Below are 15,861 nucleotides of genomic sequence, written 5' to 3' on the forward strand. Positions count from 1 at the left end.
CGCGGTTTCAAGGACCGCGGTGGAACAATTGCAAATCAGTGACGAAGCGTTCCGGCGAAACGGACTTAGAACGTTTCAAGCCGTGTTTCGTCGCCCTCTAAGTAAGGCATCAGCAAGCTTTCGCCAAGCCTCAAGGGCCAAATCAATGTCTGTCTCCGTGGTAGACCAGCCCAGACTGAGCCGCACCGCTCCCTGAGCCAGCTCACCGTCGAACCCCATTGCGGCCAGCACATGGGATGGTTGCACCTTGCCCGAGGAACAGGCGGAACCGGACGATACCGAAATACCGCTGAGATCGAAGCCGATCACCGCCGTTTCGGCTCGAAGCCCGGGAACGGTAAACAGCGTCGTATTAGGCAGACGCGGCGCATCCTCTGAAAACACAATGATTTCAGGTGTTTGGTTCAGCCCCTTCTCAAGGCGCTCACGCAGGCCCTGCTGTCTGGCGGCACTAGCCGGCAGCTCGGCCATGGCTGCCTTGGTCGCTGCGCCAAAGGCAGCGATACCGGCGACATTCTCGGTTCCCGCCCGGCGGCCCAACTCCTGGCCACCGCCGCGGAGCAGCGGCTCCAGTCCCTGCACCTCTTCGGCCAAGACCAGCGCCCCCGCGCCCTTGGGACCGCCGATCTTGTGCGCAGACAACGTGATCAGATCGGCGCGTATCGATCTGATAACGAACGGTATTTTACCAAATGCCTGAATCGCATCGACATGCAGCAGCCCGCCCGCTTCATGCACGATGTCAGCGACTTCGCCGACCGGTTGAATGGCGCCGGTCTCGTTGTTGGCTAGCATCACCGACACCAGCGCCGGCGGCCCTTCGGCAAGCAACGCACGCAGATGGGCGAGGTCGACCAAGCCGGCACCCGAAACCTTAATGGCCGCGATCGTGTCCGCCGGAAACCGTCCGCCCGATAGCACCGACGGGTGTTCGATGGCCGACACCACCAGTTGCTGGACCGGCAAGCCTGTACTCCGGCGCAATCCCGGCGCCAGCGCCATGGCATTGGCTTCGGTGCCGCCGGAAGCAAACACCACATCCTGCGGACGGGCGCCGACGGCCGCCGCGACCGCAGCCCGTGCGTCCTCGACCAGCCGGCGTGCCTGACGCCCCTCGGCATGCACCGAGGACGGATTGCCGGCCAGATCCCAAGCGGCCGCCATCGCCTGCCTTGCCTCGGGGCGAAGCGGCGTCGTCGCATTCCAGTCGAGATAGATCCGGTCGGTCATGTCTGTATGATATTACCTACACCCTCGGCGGCCAGCGCGAGCAGGCCCAGTGCCTGCGCAAAGCGCCTTATGGCAATTGGGGATCGTGCCGTCTCGTACAATCGCAGGCTAACGCCTTGCTGCGCAGCCTTCTAGATGTTCAAGATGCTTGCTTTTTGCCCCTCGCCTCATGCTAGAAGGCCGCAACCAGTTCACGGGAGCGCCCGTTCGCGCATCGCCCAACGACGCATGATCACATTCTTTTCCGCCCGGATCACGTCCGTTGCCTAGGGATCATCAATGCCTGAAGTAATTTTCACCGGCCCCGCAGGCCGCCTCGAAGGCCGTTATCATCCGGCCAAGCAGAAGAACGCGCCGATCGCGATGATCCTGCACCCGCATCCGCAGTTCCACGGCACGATGAATCACCAGATCGTCTACCAGTGCTACTACGCGTTTGCGCATCGCGGCTTCTCGGTGCTGCGTTTCAATTTCCGCGGCGTCGGCCGCAGCCAGGGCTCGTTCGATCATGGTACCGGCGAGCTCTCGGACGCGGCCTCCGCGCTGGACTGGGCGCAGACCATCAATCCCGAAGCGCGCGCCTGCTGGGTCGCGGGCTTTTCGTTCGGCGCCTGGATCGGCATGCAGCTTCTGATGCGCCGGCCCGAGGTCGAAGGTTTTATTTCGATCGCGCCGCCCGCCAATCTCTACGACTTCTCGTTCCTCGCGCCCTGCCCGTCTTCTGGCCTGATCGTGCACGGCGAGAAGGACGCGGTGGTGCCGCCAAAGGACGTCAACACGCTGGTCGAGAAGTTGAAGACGCAAAAAGGCATCGTGATCGATCAGCAGATCATCCCGGGTGCCAACCACTTCTTCGATGGCAAGCTGGAGCCGCTGATGGAGACGGTGACCGGCTATCTCGACATGCGGCTTGCCAACGTCCGCTGAGCGACAATCGGGCAGCTACGTAGGATGGGTTGAGCCCTTCGCGAAACCCATCAATCGCACGCCGCGGTGTTGATGGGTATCGCTTCGCTCCACCCATCCTACGATTTCAGCCGGGGACAGTACTACGCCGCCAATTTCAGCATGTGGGCGTTATGGCGCACCAGGAACGCGTGCAGCAATTGCGGATAGTCGGGACCCACCGCCGTGCGCACGCTCGGCCGCTTCGCCAGCGTCTTTCGCCATGCGCGGACCTTGGGCGCATCGGCGAAGACCGAGAGATCGGTCAGTTGATCGAACACGTCGAAATAACGAAAGATCGGCGCGAACACCGAGTCCACCAGGCTGAAATTTTTGCCGGCAAAGAACGGCCCGCTACCCAGCGCCTCCTCGACGCGCGCGAATTTTTCGGCGACCGCCTGCCGTTTGCTCTCGAAGATCGCGGGATCACCCGTCGTCTCCAGGCCCCAGAGTTCGCTCAGAATGGTCGACCCGAACTCCATCCAGGCGCGATGCTGCGCGCGCTGGAGCGCATCCTGCGGATGCAGCTTGGCGCCGCCCTGGGTGTCCTCGATGTACTCGCAAATCACGTTGCTTTCGAACAGCGCGACCTCCTTGCCGTCGTCGCCGGTCACGACCAGCACTGGCACCTTGCCGAGCGGCGATATCTTCAAGAACCAGTCCGGCTTGTTGGCGAGATCGATGTCGACCCGCTCGAACGGAATGCCCTTTTCGTTCAGCGCGATCACGGCGCGCTGCACATAGGGACAAAGCTTGTGGCTGATCAAAGTGAGCTTCTGCGCCATGACGACCTCCAACACGAAGGCCGGCCGGCCTTCGCTCCATGCATCTGCATCTAACTTAGATGCACTTGCATGCAGTCGTCAAGGTCGATGCAATTGCATCAACATATCTTGAACCGCGTCACGGTCGCGCGATGATGCCGCCGGTCATCGGGAGCGGCACCCCTGTCGTGGCGGGGTAGCTCAGCGGCAGGCCTTTCAGGCCTCGCGCCGCCAGAAATCCGAAAGCCTGCGCCTCGATGGCGTCGGAGGCCCAGCCCAGGCTGTCCGCCGCCCGGACGGTCGCAGGCGCCAGACACTCACGCAACATCCGCAGCATGGTCAGGTTGCGGGCGCCGCCGCCGGCCACGATCCAGTTCTTGGGTTCCTTCGGCAGCAACGGCACCACCCGGGCAATCGCAGCGACAGTAAAGGCGGTCAGCGTCGCCGCGCCATCCTCGGGCGCCATATCGCCGAGCTTCAGCCCCGCAAAATCGTTGCGATCGAGCGATTTCGGCGGGGGCAGCGAAAAGAACGGCATCTCCAGCGCACGGTTGATCCACGCCGCATCGACCCTGCCCAGCGCTGCGGTGCGGCCCTCGGTATCGAAGCGCTGGTTCATGCGGCGGAACATGTGGTCGTCGAGCAGCGCGTTGCCCGGCCCGGTATCGCAGGCGATCAGCGTGTCGCCGTCGATATAGGTGATGTTGGCGACCCCGCCGATATTGACCACGATGGTCGGCCCCTCCCACTCCAGCGATTGGGCGAGCGCGCGGTGATAGACCGGCACAAAGGGCGCGCCCTGCCCGCCGGCTTCGACATCGGCAGCGCGGAAATCGTACATGACCGGAATGTGGATCGTCCTGGCGAGCGTCAGCGCGTCGCCGATCTGGACCGTCAGCTTTTTCTCGGGCCGGTGCAGCACGGTCTGGCCGTGAAAGCCGACGATGTCGATGTCGTCGAAGCGCATCCGGTGCTGCGCGGTAAAAGCGGCGACCGCCTCGGCATGCGCTGATGTGACGACCCGCTCGGCCTCGCGCAGGCAGCCGGGCCGCGCCGTGCGATCGGCCAGGTCGGCGGCCTCATACAGCGCCTGCCGCAACAGGCCGCGCTCCGTATCGGTATAGGGCCGGTATCCGGACGGTCCGAGCGCATTCACCCGGCGGCCGTCGGTTTCGATCAAAGCGACATCCACCCCGTCGAGCGAGGTGCCGCTCATCAAACCTAATGCGGTCAACATCATGGTCGATTGTGCCTTTGAAACGCCCTGCTCGATACGTCCCGCCGACGACGACCAGCTTGTGCCAAACACGCACATCTTATAATGCCACAGCGCCCGGCCTTGCGGCAGCCTGTTCAGCCATGGTTCCGCTAACAGCTACAATTACAGTGAAAATAGAATGATCAAAGCGCCCGCCCATGACCAAATTTAAATCAGATTTCCTGAACATTTTACAGGAACGCGGCTTCATCCACCAATGCTCCGATTTCGAGGGCCTCGACGCGCTGGCCGCCAAGGGCCAGGCGACCGCCTATGTCGGCTACGACTGCACCGCGCCGTCGCTCCATATCGGCAATTACCTCACGATGATGATGCTGCACTGGCTGCAGCAGAGCGGCAACAAGCCGATCACCCTGATGGGCGGCGGCACCACCATGGTCGGCGACCCCTCCGGCAAGGACGAAACGCGCGCCATCCGCACGATCGAAGAAATCGAGGCCAACAAGGCCTCGATCCGCGGCGTGTTCGCGAAGGTGCTGCGGTACGGGGACGGCCCGAGCGATGCGATCATGCTCGATAATGCCGAATGGCTGACGAAGCTGAACTGGATCGAGATGCTGCGCGACATCGGCCGGCACTTCTCGGTCAACCGCATGCTGACGATGGATTCGGTCAGGCTCCGGCTCGAGCGCGAGCAGGAGATGAGCTTCATCGAGTTCAACTACATGGTCTGCCAGGCCTATGATTTCGTCGAGCTGGCGCGGCGTACCGGATGCCGGCTGCAGATGGGCGGCTCCGATCAATGGGGCAACATCGTCAACGGCGTCGATCTCGGCCGCCGCATGGGGACGGCGCAATTGTTCGCGCTGACCACGCCGCTGCTCACGACTGCTTCCGGGGCCAAGATGGGCAAGACCGCGCAAGGCGCGGTGTGGCTCAACGCCGACCAGTTCTCGCCTTACGACTTCTGGCAATATTGGCGCAACGCCGAGGATGCCGACGTCGTGAAATTTCTAAAGCTGTTCACGACCCTGCCGATGAGCGAGATCGAGAAGCTCGCGGCATTGCGGGGCGGCGAGATCAACGAGGCCAAGAAGGTGCTGGCGACGGAGGCGACCGCGCTGTTGCATGGCCGCGACGCCGCGAACACCGCCGCCGAAACCGCCCGGCAAACGTTCGAGCAAGGCGCGATCGCGGAGAACCTGCCCACGGTGGAGGTTTCGCGCGGCGAACTCGAGGCCGGCGCGGCCGTGCTGGGGCTGTTCGTGAAAGCGGGTCTCGTAACCTCGAATGGCGAGGCACGCCGCCAGATCAAGGGCGGAGGCTTGCGCGTCAACGATGCCGCCGTGACCGACGAGAAAATGGTGCTGACGCCGTCCAACCTCACCCCGGAAGGCGTCATCAAACTTTCCATGGGGAAGAAAAAGCACGTGCTGCTCAAGCCGGCCTAGAGCGTGGACTCACTAGCGCGCAGCCAAATTCGAATTGATGCGAGTTCGACATAGCATCATTCACGGGAACGCATATGCCCAAGCCATGCCGTGAGCCTTGATCTTTGCCTGACCAAGCCATCCTGATTGAAGTGGTGAACACAAAAGTGTGCCCATGAATCTTCGAACGCCATTTCCATGTCACCTGTGACCGACGTGGTACCCAGCCCGACTTCTGCGTAGGTAAACTCGAAACTGCCGCTAGGGCGCGCCAGCGCAATGTGGAATGGTTGACCGGTAAACTCGTTGATCTTCGGCCTGCCTGTACTCCGCATGACGCCGGGTATCTCTACCCTCGCGGTTCTGAGTTCCAAGTCCGCATCGAGATCAATCGGCAGGAATAATGTCTCGCAAAATTCTGAGCATGTGGACGCGAATACGGAGAAAAAATTGCTCAGTGGTTCGCATGCCTCGCCTGAGATGATTGTTTCAAGCGCGATCCGTTGAGCTTCATCCGCACGTTCGTCGACAACGATCTGGCGCCGGCCGTTTCCGTCCTTGATTTCGCCAGGCCACCTGTACAGCGCCGCCCAGTTCAGGCCTGAGAGCGACGTTTCGTTGAAGTGGCCTTCGACGACGGTGCCGACGAAGGCCGACTGACAATAGCCGTGGGTACTCGGCAGGTTGAACTGGCAACCACAATTCATAGCGCAATTGCAGTTATCATAAGTCTCACTCTTGAATAGCCATTGATCAGCCATCTCAGTGCGCCTTCCGGAGGCGATAACGCTCAACTCGACTTTGCACGAACTTCAAGTTGGAACGAAGCGATAGGCGCCACCCCTGCGCTCGACGAAGCCGGTGCCGGGGAACGGCAGGTGAGCGCCGATCAGCCGGCGCTTGTCAACGACGAGCCGATCGAGCAGGCGTAGGCGGGTCGAGATGCCGCGATCGGGTTCATGGTCGACTGGCACCGGCCACGACGGATGTTGGAATGAGATCACAGCGTGCGTAAGTGCGTCCGCAACGACGACGAGACCATCCCCACCGGCGATTTCGACCGAGATGTGGCCCTGCGTATGCCCTGGCGTATCGATGACCCGCACGCCACTGACAATCTCATCGCCATCCCGTACCGTCCTCATCTTGTCCTTGACGTGCGAGAAATGTTTCTTGGCGCCATTGATGATGCGATCGCTGGTTGCCAAGACTGCCGGCAACCTTCGCATCACATCCGGGTCGGCCCAAAGGTTCCATTCGACGGTCGAAACGAAGTAGCTCCCATTCGGATAGATCGGGTTGTCATTCGCGTCGAGGATGCCCCAGAGGTGGTCGGGATGGCCGTGGGTCAGGACGATTTTGGTCACGGCTGCCGGTGGAATGCCTGCAGCGTTGAGGTTCTCCGCAAGCTTTCCCGCCGTGGGCTGGTGGCGTGGGCCGGTGCCCGTGTCGACCAGGACCACATCGGACTGGCTACGGATCACCGCGACGGTGTTCACGAGCTGGAGCTTTTCGCCGGTTTGTCCGGCTGCGTTCAGGGCGGCTTCGCGCTCGGCGGGCGGAGAGTCCGGCGTCACCAGGAATCCCGCTGGAAGGAAGAAATGGCCGTCGCTTACGACCAGCGCCTCGAGGCTGCCCGATTTGTGGACTGGTACCGTACGGACGGCTGCCCTTGTCGGTCGCAACGAAGATACGCACGCAGCCGCGGCCAGAGCGGCTGCAGCCGATTCACCCAGAAATTGGCGACGAGCTATTCTGTGAACATGCCCTGCAGTCACGACGCTTCCCTCCTTGATGGGCCACCCTATCGATAGGCACCGCCCCGTTGGGCGCGAAGCTTAACTGGCGCATTTGGGTGCTAGATATCCGAGTGCCGCGGGGTGCTATCCGGAAAGCGCGTAAAACGTGGAAATCGCCTCCGGGAACCAACGATCGTTATCCAAAAACTGCAAGAATGATCGGAACATTTCCGGCTCCGGTGCCCATGCCTCGGTATGCGTGATATGCTCGATCAATACGGAGGCGAGCATGCAGCTTGGCACAGCGCCGCTTCTGGAGCAGTTGCCCATCTTCCACAGCCGCAATGTGGAAGAGACCGGTGCATTCCTGCGCGCGAAAGGCTACCGCTTCGACATCGCAGGGCTGCAGGCCCGCCAGCTCGATGCGCGCCTCAACGGCGTTTACATGCCGGGCCTCTACATGGGTTACGTGCAATACGGCGGCGCATCGGTTGTCCTGTCTCCGAGCCCCGCCCGCACCGACACCTGGATCCACCTGCCGCTTCGCGGGCAGCTTGAAGCCACCATTGGCCGTGACAGCATCGCTTGCAATCCGAACCTTGCCGCGATCATCTCGCCGATGCGCGAGAGTTGTCGGCTGGTATCGGAGGCCGACAGCAGCCGCATCCAACTGTCTCTGACCAAATCCAGGCTTACAGGTCAGCTTGCAGCCCTACTCGGCGAGCCACCAACCGCTTCCCTCGAGTTTGCGCCCACCATCGACCTCGCCGCCGGGTACGGCCGCAGCCTGGCACGCTACGTGCTGATGGCCGTCGCGGACCTGGAACAGGCGGGATCGGTGCTCTGGAGCCCGGCAACAATGAGCCAATTCGAGCAGTTCATTATTACGGCACTGCTGCTGTCGCACCCGCACAATTACAGCAACGCGCTGCAACGCCTCGAGAGGCCGATTGCGCCGCGTGACGTGAGGCGAGCGGTCGACTACATCGAAGCCCACCTCGATCAGGCAATCACAGTGGCCGACCTCGCTATGGCGACCGGGGTTGCGGGCCGAACACTCTTTATGCACTTCAGGAATTTCAAGGGTGTCTCGCCGATGCGCTACCTACGGAACGCCCGCTTGAGGCAAGCTCGCCAAGCCTTGCTGCGGGCCGATCCGGAAGCGAATGTCACCGAGATTGCCATGAGCACGGGATTCACCCACATGGGCCGGTTCTCGGTCACGTACTGCGCGTACTTTGGGGAAAGTCCTTCGGAGACGCTGAGAGGTCAGACGCAGCAGCGACGGAAGCAACCGTAGTTTGGGAAGCTCCAGCCAGCAACTACGTTTGCTGTGTTCAGTCGATCCACCAAATCGAGTAGCTTCGTGCTGAGGTCCCCTTGTGGCACATCGCGTCATTTCGTTGCGATGCGGAATTTGGTCGCTGCCAGGGCATGACGGACATTGGCCAAGCCCGCACCAATCGAGTTCGATTTACGAATACGCGCCCTTAATCAGGCCTGCATAGGCGCATTCATTTTTGAGGCTTGCGGTATCGGTGGAAACGCGCTCCCTGCTCGCATGGATAACAAGACCCGCGCGGAGGATATCGCGACGCAGCCGCTCAAGCCGGGGCGCGTGGCGCTCAACGTGCTGGCGCTGTGCTTCACGCTGGCGCTGCTCGGCCGCGGCCTCGGCGAGAGCTTTACGGTTTTCCTCAAACCGATCTCGGAGAATTTCGGCTGGGACCGCGCGGAAGTGGTTTCGATCTATTCGCTGACATGGCTGGCGGGCGGCCTGACGGCGCCGGTGGTTGGGCGGCTGTTCGACCGCTACGGCCCCCGCACCGTCTATTTGCTGGGACTGCTGCTGCTCGGCGGGGCGCTTCTGGCGGCGTCGCGCGCACAGGCGCTATGGCAATTCCAGTTGAGCGTCGGCGTCTCCGTCGGGATCGGCATCGCCTTCATCGGCAACGTGCCGAATTCGATTCTGCTCGGCCGCTGGTTCGGCCCGCGACTGCCTACCGCGATGGCGGTGGTGTACTCCGCCGCCGGAGCGGGCGTGCTGCTGCTGTTGCCGGCGTCGCAGCTTCTGATCGATCACATCGGCTGGCGCGGCGCCTACCAGACGTTCGGTATCATTGCGCTGTGCCTGCTGGCCCCGTTGCTGCTGCTGCCATGGCGGCTGTTCTCCACGGGCTCGCCGCACATCGCGAAAAAGGCCGATCCCGATTTCGTCGACGGCGGCTGGACGCTCGGCAGCGCGATGCGCCACCACGCGTTCTGGGCGCTGTTTTCGACCTTCTTCTTTACGGCGGTGGGGATGTATGCGCTTGCGGCGCAGATCGTCGCCTATCTGATCGATGCCGGCTTCCCGCCCCTGCAGGCCGCGACCGCCTGGGGCTTTTCCGGCGTCGTGCTGCTGTTCGGCATGCTGGGCGTGACCCAGCTCGATGCAATGATCGGACGAAGGCCGTCGGTTTTGCTCAGCTACGCCATTTCGATCGTCGGCATCATCCTGCTCTGGCTGCTGCAGTTCTATCCGAACTTCTGGCTGCTCGGCGCCTTCGTCGTGACCTTCGGCAGCATGATCGGCTCGCGCGGCCCGCTGATCACGGCCACCGCGATGAAGATCTTTCGTGGCGAACGGGTCGGCACCATCTACGGCACGATCTCGATCGGCAGCGGCCTTGGCTCGGGGCTCGGCGCCTGGGCCGGCGGCCTGATTCACGACTGGACCCACAGCTACAACCCCGTGATCGCATTCGCGCTGGTGGCCGTGGTGCTCGGAATGATTCCGTTCCTGGTCGTGCCGGCGCTGCGACGGTAGCTACGTCCCGGCCTGCTTGCCAGGGCTCCGCTTTGTTGCTGCGATCGTTTCAAGCAGCCAGCTCTTGAATGAGAGCATCGCGGCTGTCGGTTGCCGGGAGTGCAGCGACGTAATCCAATAATCGCCGAGCGCGACTTCGATCTCAAAAGGACGTACCAGCCGCCGCTGGCGGATCTCGCCCTGAAACAATGCCGCCGGCAATAACGCAACGCCGAAACCGCGCGCCGCTACGCTGGCGATCGTGATGGATGAATCGAACACCATTCCCTTGAGGACCGGACTCTGCAGTCCCGCCGCAGTAAACCATCGCGGCCATTCGTCCTGTCGGTAGGAACGCAGCAATACCTCGCGCTTGAGATCGGCCGGCCGGCTCAGCCTGCGAGCCAGCGAAGGCGCGCAGCATGGGGTAAATGGCGCTGCCATCAAGTGGGTCGCCTCGGTGCCGTGCCAAAGGCCATCGCCAAACCTGATCGCGTAATCGAGGCCTTCACCCGCGATGTCGATACGATTGTTGTTGGTGAACAGGCGCAAATCGATCCGTGGATAGGCTTTCCTGAAAGCATCGAGCCGCGGCAGCAGCCAGCCCGAAGCGAAGGTACCGACTACACCGACCGCGATGACGTCCTGGTAGTGGCCGTCTTCAAAACGATTGAGCGTTTCGGTGAGCCGGCCGAAGGCCTCGACAATGCTCGGCAGCAGCAACTGTCCTTCATCAGTGAGCGCAACGCCGCGGGGTAGCCGGCGAAACAACTGTACGCCAAGCCGGTTCTCCAGAACTTTCACATGCTGGCTAACGGCTGCCTGTGTAACCCGAAGCTCCAGGCCCGCACGGGTGAAACTGAGATGGCGCGCCGTCGCTTCAAAGGCCCGTAGCGCGTTGAGCGGAAGGTGCGAAAGCTTCATCCGGCGCCGCATTGCTCGTCCCTAGTTTTTCTTATGCCTGCCCGCAGAACTCATCGTTTGTCAAGATATCGACCGATCGGCACCTTCCTGCTCGCAGCAAGGAGGATTCACAGTGATCACGAGAAGACAGTTCCAGCTTGGATGCGGTGCAGCGCTGATAACGACTGCTTTGAGCGGCCAGCAAGCGATATGTGCATCGACCACAAATCAACGACTGATCGACGAGATCAAGCGTCTGGAGAGCGAGAGCGGCGGCCGGCTCGGTGTTTGTGTCCTGGAAACGGCAACGGACACTCGTCATGTCCACCGGGGTGACGAGCGCTTTCCGATGTGCAGCACCTTCAAGATGCTCGCAGCCGCCGCGATCCTGGCGCGGGTGGATGCCGGCAAGGAACTGTTGACGCGGCGCATAACCTTCGACGCATCCGCACTCGTCGTGTACTCACCCGTAACCGAGAAGCGCGTTGGCGGCGACGGCATGACGCTCGCTGAGATTTGCGAAGCGGCGGTGACGTTGAGCGACAACACGGCCGGCAATCTCCTGCTCGCCGGCATCGGCGGACCGCCGGGGCTGACGGCCTTCGCACGGAGCCTCGGCGACCAGGTCACACGGTTAGACCGGGATGAGCCCTCGCTCAACGAGGCTTTGCTCGACGATCCTCGCGATACCACGACACCGAATGCGATGGCTTCGAATTTGCAAGCCCTGATCCTTGGGACTAAAGCGCTGTCGGCAGCATCGCGCGAGCAACTGACGGCATGGTTGATCGCCAACAAGACCGGCGATACGAGACTGCGTGCAGGTCTTGCGAAAGATTGGCGCGTCGGCGACAAGACCGGCACTGGTGCTCGAGGCACAAACAATGACGTCGCTGTGATCTGGCCACCCGGCAAGGCGCCCATCGTGATCACCGCCTATCTGACCGGCGCCACCGTTTCTGCCGCGCAGCAAAACGCCATTTTGGCTTCGGTCGCGCGGGCGGTCTCGGCCATGGCATCTGGCTAGGTGTCGTTCCCCGGATGCTGCGCAGCGCACCGCACTTGCGGCGCGGTGCGCTGCTGATCCGGGGTCCGGACGATGCTTTATCGCCTAGGCTGCACCGCGTCCGGGACACGGAGACTAATTATTCGGCGGCAGTTCGATCGGGGTGTTGTTCTGCTTGCCGGTGTTGAACTCGAAGATCTTGCGCAGCACGCCGGGCATCACTGCCGAAATCGGATTGACGCGCAGCACGGGCTGGCCAGGCGTGCCGACCACCTCGTAGGTCACGCCAATCAGGCCCTCATTACTGCCGCCACCGAGGAACAGTCCGAGCACCGGAATCTGGCCGAACATGTTGTTCAATCCATACATCGGAACGAAGGTGCCGCTCATGCGCACGGCATTACCGACATAGTCGATGCTGCCTTCGATGGTCGCGCCGATGATCGGACCCTTCACGACACCATCGCGGATCGCGAGCTGTCCGCTCTGCCGGGTGAACTCGGCGCGCAGTGCCGTAAAGGAAATGCCGTTCTGAACGCCGGCCGCTCCGCCCGCGGCGGCGCGCTCCAGTGCGGCCTCGCCTTTGATGGAGAAATCGCGGACGTTGATCAGACCGTCCTTGGCGCTGGGTTCGACCGTCGGCGGCTCCATCGCAAGCGCGAGCTGTCCGCCGACCATTTTCGAGTAGGTGTCGGTGAAGCGGAAAAACGCACCCGCATCGTTGGTCTGCAGGGTGATGATGTCGCGTCCCTGTCCCTGCCCGCGGCCGCGCAGATCGGCGGTCACCGGCGTGTCGCGCCCGACCTTGCCGGAGAGCGTGAAATTTTTGACGATGCCGTTGCGGCGGGAGAATTTGCTGTCGACGCTGCGCAACGCCTCGCCGTTGAAGCCTGCGACCGCGCCGAGCTTGACGTCGATATCGAGGTCGATGTTCCTCGACTTGCTCTTGGGGTCGGCCTCCTTGCCCGAGATCGCCGATTTGAGGAAGCCGCGGCCGTCGAACACGTCGCCGCGCATCGTGACCTTCACGACGCCGTCGGCGCCGCGCTCGGCCTTCAACGTCGTCTTGTCACCGTCCGACGGCGCGTAGGTCGGGAAGTTCGCGTTCAACAGATCGCCATTCTGGTCGACTTCCAGCGATCCCTTGATCGAAACGCCGCCGCCTTCGACCACGATGTCCTGGAACAGCGTCGACTGCTCCTTCTTCACGACATTGAACGTCGCCTTGCCCGACTTGCCGGGCACCTTGACCCAGCCCGGCAGGATGTTGTCGAGCCGCAGCGAGGTCAGATCGGCTTCGATGCCGACGCGGCTGTCGTTCTCGCCGATCTTGCCGACCACCTTGATCGGGATCGAGCCGCTCACGGCGGGTCCGAGATCGATCCCGAGGCGCGCGCGGCTGGCATCATCCAGCGTCGCCTGCAGCCTGATATCGGCGTCGCCCTCGCTCGGCTTGCGATAGTCCAGCGAAGCCGGCTGCCCATTGATCTTGACGTCGCCCTTGACCTGGTAGCCCGCGTTGTTGGCGAGCACCTTGAGCGTATTGGATTCCAGCTTCTGGTTCATCACGAGCTTGTCGGCGGCAAACCCGGCCAGATCGGCAATCACGGTGTAGGTGGTGTCGGCCTTGGTCATTGAGCCCTTGACCGGCATACCGAGCGTGATGATGGCGGCAACGTTTCCCTTGCTGGCGTTCGGATCGATCAGCGTGCCGGAGAGATCGCTGATGCGGTCGGACGCCAGAATCTCGGCCGCTGCCGGCACCGACGCATCGACCCTGAACTTCACCCGCGAGGGCGACGGCTTCGGCGCCATGTCCGGCACCTCGAAGGTGAAATCGGAAATGTTGATCTTGCGGCCGGCGGGCGTGTCGGCAATTCCCTGCCCGATCGTCACCGTCGCGGTTCGCCCGGTAACCCGCGCCTTCAAGTCGGCATCGCGGACCGCGGGCATGTCGTCGACCGGACGCGCGGTAACTCCGGAGGCGACGATGTTGACGGCCAGGCCATCGTCCGGAATCGGCGGTCCCTTGCGCGAGAGATTGCGCACCGGCGAATTGACGCCGACTTCAATGCGCTGGAGCGTGCCGCGCTCGATCCGCTCGATCACCCATTCGCGCACTTCGGGCACGATCAGGATCGGCCACATCCGCTTTAGGGCGGATGCCGACATCGGCGTTCCAGCGAAACCAAGCTGGAGCCGCGCCTCGTTCGCATAGTCGATGCTGCCGGTGCCGGCGATGCCGATCTCGCCGTTGCTGATATCGGCCTGGGTGAGCAGCACGCGCTTACGGTCGGTGTCGAACTTCAGCCCGATCGCGATCCGGTTGAAGATCAGCGGCGGTTCGTTGTCGGTGCCGGCCAGCAGGATGGTGCCGCCGCTAAGGCCCGCCTGCCATTCGGTGGTGGCGCCGTTCGGCGGCTCGAGATGGCCGAGCAGCGTAATCCGGTTCGAACCGGAGATGACCTTGAAGGGTGCGACCAGCACGCGCCGCCCGGCATCCCATTCGACGCTCATCTCCGCCGAATCGATCGGCATCGGATAGTCAGGCGTATCGCTGTCGATGAGGTTCCCGGCGCCGGCGGTGATCTTGCCGCGAAAATAGGTCGGCAGACCGTCGCGGCCCAGTTCGCCCTTCAGCTCGCCGGAAAGCGGCAGCTCGGCGCTGTAGGTCAAGTCTTTGACCCGCATCGCCAGCAGGATGTTGGCGGCAGGCACCTTGTCGGCGCGAAGATCGACCGAGCGCACGCCGTTCTGTTGCGGTCCGACCACGACCTTGAGCGACCAGGGACGCGCACCTTGCTCGCCAAGGCTCACCGCAACCCCGCCGCCGCTCGGACGGCGCATGCTGAGGCTGATATTCTCGAAATTCCATTTGTTGCCGCGCTGCTGATCGTCGACGATGAGATTGCCGTTCTTGAGGCCGATCTCGTTCAGGTTCTGGCCGTCGAGGCCGGTCAGGCTGAGGCTGTCGAGCCAGTCAAGGCCGGCCAGCAATCCGTTCTGCGTGGTATCGGGAGCCGTCGCAGCAGCCCCCTGCGGCGGCGCAGGCGGCTGGCGGGGAAATGTCGGCGCCAAGCCGGCATCGCGCTTGGAGGCAACGCCGGTCGCCAGCGGCTTGGCGGTGTCGCCGGCAGACACTGTCACCTGGCCGTCCGGCGTGATTCGCACCGAAAGTTCGGCATCGACCAGATTGAGGCTCTCGGCGCGCAGCCGCCCCATCAGCAGCGCCATCCCCGATAGTTTCACCTCGGCCTTCGGCGCGGTCGCGACGACGACCTGGTCACGGTCGCGGACCACGATGTCGCGGATGCGTACCGCGATTCGAATTCGTCCGGCTCGCTCGATCTGCGTACCGCCGACCTCGACCGTGTTGCCATGGCCGATATTGTCTTCGATCGCGGCCGCCAGCCACGGCGTCGCAACGTCGAGGTTGATCGGCCCGGCGCCGAGCCGCCACCACAGCCCGCCGAAACAACCGGTGAAGATCACCGCCAGCACGGCGATCACGATCGCCAGACGCTTGACCCAGCGCTCGCCGGTCATCCATTGCCGCAACGCTGCAAATCTGTCGCCGAACCGGTGAAATCGGGAATTGGAACGCGACAACAGCCGTCGCGCACGATAACCCGCCGCCTCGTCCTGCTCCCAGCCCGCCGCGTCCTCCCATTGCTGGGTCTCGGCACGCGGATTCGACCCCTTGGGCGAAGTATTCTTAGCCATTGCCTCTCGGTGCCGGCGCTGAGGTTGATCGCCGCCAAGGCCACGCTCTTCGATCGGTATCGAGCGCTCCTGTGCCGGCATCGCTGCCAATCCTCGATTAATACTGTTACTCGT

The 15,861-nt window shown here is 62.8% G+C and carries 12 protein-coding genes; 5 read left to right on the plus strand and 7 right to left on the minus strand.

Going from position 1 to position 15,861, the window contains the following annotated elements:
* Window positions 1-75 precede the first annotated feature (75 nt).
* Window positions 76-1,230 (minus strand): cysteine desulfurase family protein, encoded by a 1,155-nt coding sequence (locus V1277_RS33145; RefSeq protein ID WP_334419935.1) that lies wholly within the window; start codon window positions 1,228-1,230, stop codon window positions 76-78.
* Between the two features lie 279 nt (window positions 1,231-1,509).
* On the opposite strand from V1277_RS33145, the gene V1277_RS33150 reads away from it, so the two are divergent.
* Window positions 1,510-2,157, plus strand: coding sequence for an alpha/beta hydrolase (locus tag V1277_RS33150; protein ID WP_025589847.1), 648 nt, complete (start codon window positions 1,510-1,512; stop codon window positions 2,155-2,157).
* Between the two features lie 122 nt (window positions 2,158-2,279).
* Here the strand turns inward: V1277_RS33150 and V1277_RS33155 are convergent, their stop codons facing one another.
* Together V1277_RS33155 and V1277_RS33160 are read right to left on the minus strand one after the other, a co-directional pair.
* Complete coding sequence (locus tag V1277_RS33155; protein ID WP_334419936.1) at window positions 2,280-2,960, minus strand: glutathione S-transferase family protein; 681 nt, start codon at window positions 2,958-2,960, stop codon at window positions 2,280-2,282.
* Between the two features lie 118 nt (window positions 2,961-3,078).
* Complete coding sequence (locus tag V1277_RS33160; RefSeq protein ID WP_334420523.1) at window positions 3,079-4,179, minus strand: anhydro-N-acetylmuramic acid kinase; 1,101 nt, start codon at window positions 4,177-4,179, stop codon at window positions 3,079-3,081.
* Between the two features lie 176 nt (window positions 4,180-4,355).
* Between V1277_RS33160 and tyrS the strand changes: the two genes are divergently transcribed.
* Complete coding sequence (gene tyrS, locus V1277_RS33165) at window positions 4,356-5,609, plus strand: tyrosine--tRNA ligase (protein WP_334419937.1); 1,254 nt, start codon at window positions 4,356-4,358, stop codon at window positions 5,607-5,609.
* Between the two features lie 56 nt (window positions 5,610-5,665).
* Here the strand turns inward: tyrS and V1277_RS33170 are convergent, their stop codons facing one another.
* Window positions 5,666-6,349, minus strand: coding sequence for a DUF1326 domain-containing protein (locus V1277_RS33170; protein ID WP_334419938.1), 684 nt, complete (start codon window positions 6,347-6,349; stop codon window positions 5,666-5,668).
* 51 nt (window positions 6,350-6,400) lie between these two features.
* The gene (locus tag V1277_RS33175; protein ID WP_334419939.1) at window positions 6,401-7,087 is read right to left on the minus strand and encodes an MBL fold metallo-hydrolase; all 687 of its coding nucleotides are present in this window, start codon (window positions 7,085-7,087) and stop codon (window positions 6,401-6,403) included.
* Window positions 7,088-7,616: 529 nt separating this feature from the next.
* Here V1277_RS33175 and V1277_RS33180 point away from each other — a divergent pair.
* Both V1277_RS33180 and V1277_RS33185 read left to right on the plus strand, forming a co-directional pair.
* Window positions 7,617-8,627, plus strand: a complete 1,011-nt coding sequence (locus tag V1277_RS33180) for an AraC family transcriptional regulator (RefSeq protein WP_334419940.1) — start codon at window positions 7,617-7,619, stop codon at window positions 8,625-8,627.
* A gap of 261 nt (window positions 8,628-8,888) precedes the next feature.
* Complete coding sequence (locus V1277_RS33185) at window positions 8,889-10,136, plus strand: MFS transporter (RefSeq protein ID WP_334419941.1); 1,248 nt, start codon at window positions 8,889-8,891, stop codon at window positions 10,134-10,136.
* Here the strand turns inward: V1277_RS33185 and V1277_RS33190 are convergent, their stop codons facing one another.
* The gene (locus tag V1277_RS33190) at window positions 10,137-11,039 is read right to left on the minus strand and encodes a LysR family transcriptional regulator (RefSeq protein WP_334419942.1); all 903 of its coding nucleotides are present in this window, start codon (window positions 11,037-11,039) and stop codon (window positions 10,137-10,139) included. It lies immediately after the preceding gene.
* A 112-nt stretch (window positions 11,040-11,151) separates the two neighbouring features.
* On the opposite strand from V1277_RS33190, the gene bla reads away from it, so the two are divergent.
* A complete protein-coding gene (gene bla / locus V1277_RS33195) occupies window positions 11,152-12,045 on the plus strand; it encodes a class A beta-lactamase (protein WP_334419943.1) in 894 nt (297 codons plus the stop codon).
* A 114-nt stretch (window positions 12,046-12,159) separates the two neighbouring features.
* Here the strand turns inward: bla and V1277_RS33200 are convergent, their stop codons facing one another.
* The gene (locus V1277_RS33200; protein WP_334419944.1) at window positions 12,160-15,828 is read right to left on the minus strand and encodes a YhdP family protein; all 3,669 of its coding nucleotides are present in this window, start codon (window positions 15,826-15,828) and stop codon (window positions 12,160-12,162) included.
* Window positions 15,829-15,861: the final 33 nt, after the last annotated feature.

Origin of the sequence: Bradyrhizobium sp. AZCC 1588 (assembly GCF_036924735.1) — a bacterium.
Lineage (GTDB): Bacteria > Pseudomonadota > Alphaproteobacteria > Rhizobiales > Xanthobacteraceae > Bradyrhizobium.